Origin of the sequence: Pseudomonas cyclaminis (assembly GCF_015163715.1) — a bacterium.
GTDB classification, from domain to species: Bacteria; Pseudomonadota; Gammaproteobacteria; order Pseudomonadales; family Pseudomonadaceae; genus Aquipseudomonas; species Aquipseudomonas cyclaminis.
Window position 1 is genome coordinate 1 of sequence record NZ_JADDUM010000329.1, and the last position, 1,786, is coordinate 1,786.

The window sequence follows — 1,786 nt, forward strand, 5'->3', positions numbered from 1 at the left end:
CGGCGCCGGTTCCCTCGGCCCGCTGAACCTGCAGCTGCCAATCATCATTGACCGTTCAGTCGAGCTGATGAGCGACTTCGGCATCGGCGCGAACATCGACGACAAGCACTACTTCGGCGTGAACTGGGAGCGTGACCTGCCGGTTCCGACCGTGGCCGACCTGCGCAATGTGGTTGCTGGCGACCCGAGCCCGGATGGCAAGGGCACCCTGGAAATCAAGCGCGGTATCGAAGTCGGGCACATTTTCCAGCTGGGCAACAAGTACAGCAAAGCGATGAAGTGCGAAGTGCTGGGCGAGAACGGCAAGCCGATCACCCTGGACATGGGCTGCTACGGCATCGGCGTATCCCGCGTGGTTGCCGCCGCCATCGAGCAGAACAACGACGAGAAAGGCATCATCTGGAGCGACGCGCTGGCGCCGTTCCAGATCGCCCTGGTACCGCTGCGTTATGAAACCGAGCAAGTACGCGAAGCCACCGACAAACTGTATGCCGAACTGACGGCCGCCGGTTTTGAAGTGTTGCTCGATGACCGGGACAAGAAAACCAGCCCGGGCATCAAGTTCGCCGACATGGAACTGATTGGCATCCCGCACCGGATCGTGGTCAGTGACCGCGGCCTGGCCGATGGCAATCTGGAATACAAGAGCCGGACCGAAGCCGAAGCCCAACCGTTGCCGGTGGCTGACGTGCTGTCTTTCCTTCAGGCGCGTATTCGTCGCTGAAAACCAGATCAAGAGAAGTCATGTTCAAGCGAAACACCAGAGCCCTGGGGGGCGCCGCCTTGTGCGGCGCCCTGCTGGTCAGCGGCTGCGCCAACCAGATGTCGCAACGCAGTGAGCACGAGGAGCGGGTCGAGCGTAAGTTGCTCGACCACAGCCTGCAGATCGATGTAGGCGACCCTAAAGTGCTGGAGCTGCCGCAACGCCGGGTTCGCATTCACGAGCAGAAGACCTTCGAGGTCACCGAGTTCGAAGTCACCCGTCGTTACGACCGCTACACGCCTTACCAACCCTGGCGCAAACTCTATGAGATGCCCCTGGGTGCGGTGGCGCTTGTGGCGGGCGCGGGCGCCAACGTGGCGAATATCTTCGCCCTCGGCAACTTGCCTACCAGCATGACCCACGACTGGCTGACCTACGGCGTGGACGGCCTCAACCCGTTCATGAACGTGCAATCCCACGGCCGTGCGCAACAGAATCTGGCAGGTATCGATGAAGTCCAGCGTGATAAACGCGTGGAGTATTCGAGCTTGCCCTGGAGCGAACGCCCGGTGCAGGTGACTGCCGGCAAAAAGATCCACGAGCTGACCACCGACCGCAACGGCGTGCTGCGCCTGAACCTGCTGGACAGCCCGTTTGCCGAGCAAGACCTGAACCGCGTCACGACCTTGAAGATCAGCGTGGAAGATGGCCAGGACGACGTGCATTCGGACTCGACCCTCGCTATCAGCAGCACCTTGCGCGGCAAGCTGCTGGAAGCCCACGGCCTGATCTACGACGACCTGGAGGACGACGAAGTCAGCCAGTGGGTGCACCGGGTCAAGCGCCTGTCGGAGCTGGGCCTGGAGGAAGAAGCCAGCGAACTGGAACAGAGCCTGATCGAACTGACTCGCAATGATCCGGAGTTGCAGCAGGAATTTCTGCAGGCGCTGACCAAGGATGCAGGGCGGTTGGTGGCGGATCCCGGCGCACGCTGAGCTTCAAGCCATGTGAAGATCCAAATGTGGGAGGGGGCTTGCCCCCGATTGCGGTGGGTCAGCTACAGATAAGCTGGCTGATACATTG

At 61.3% G+C, this 1,786-nt stretch carries 2 protein-coding genes; both read left to right on the forward strand.

Translation table 11 applies throughout. The features are described from left to right. The coding region (locus IQK56_RS29795; protein WP_246500315.1) for a His/Gly/Thr/Pro-type tRNA ligase C-terminal domain-containing protein at window positions 1-724 on the forward strand (724 nt) is incomplete at its 5' end. A gap of 20 nt (window positions 725-744) precedes the next feature. Beyond that, window positions 745-1,698, forward strand: a complete 954-nt coding sequence (locus IQK56_RS29800) for a hypothetical protein (RefSeq protein WP_150676543.1) — start codon at window positions 745-747, stop codon at window positions 1,696-1,698. Window positions 1,699-1,786: the final 88 nt, after the last annotated feature.

Excerpts from the sequence above, each read along its gene's own strand:
- IQK56_RS29800 (WP_150676543.1), top strand. The coding sequence starts at position 745 with ATGTTCAAGCGAAACACCAGAGCCCTGGGGGGCGCCGCCTTGTGCGGC.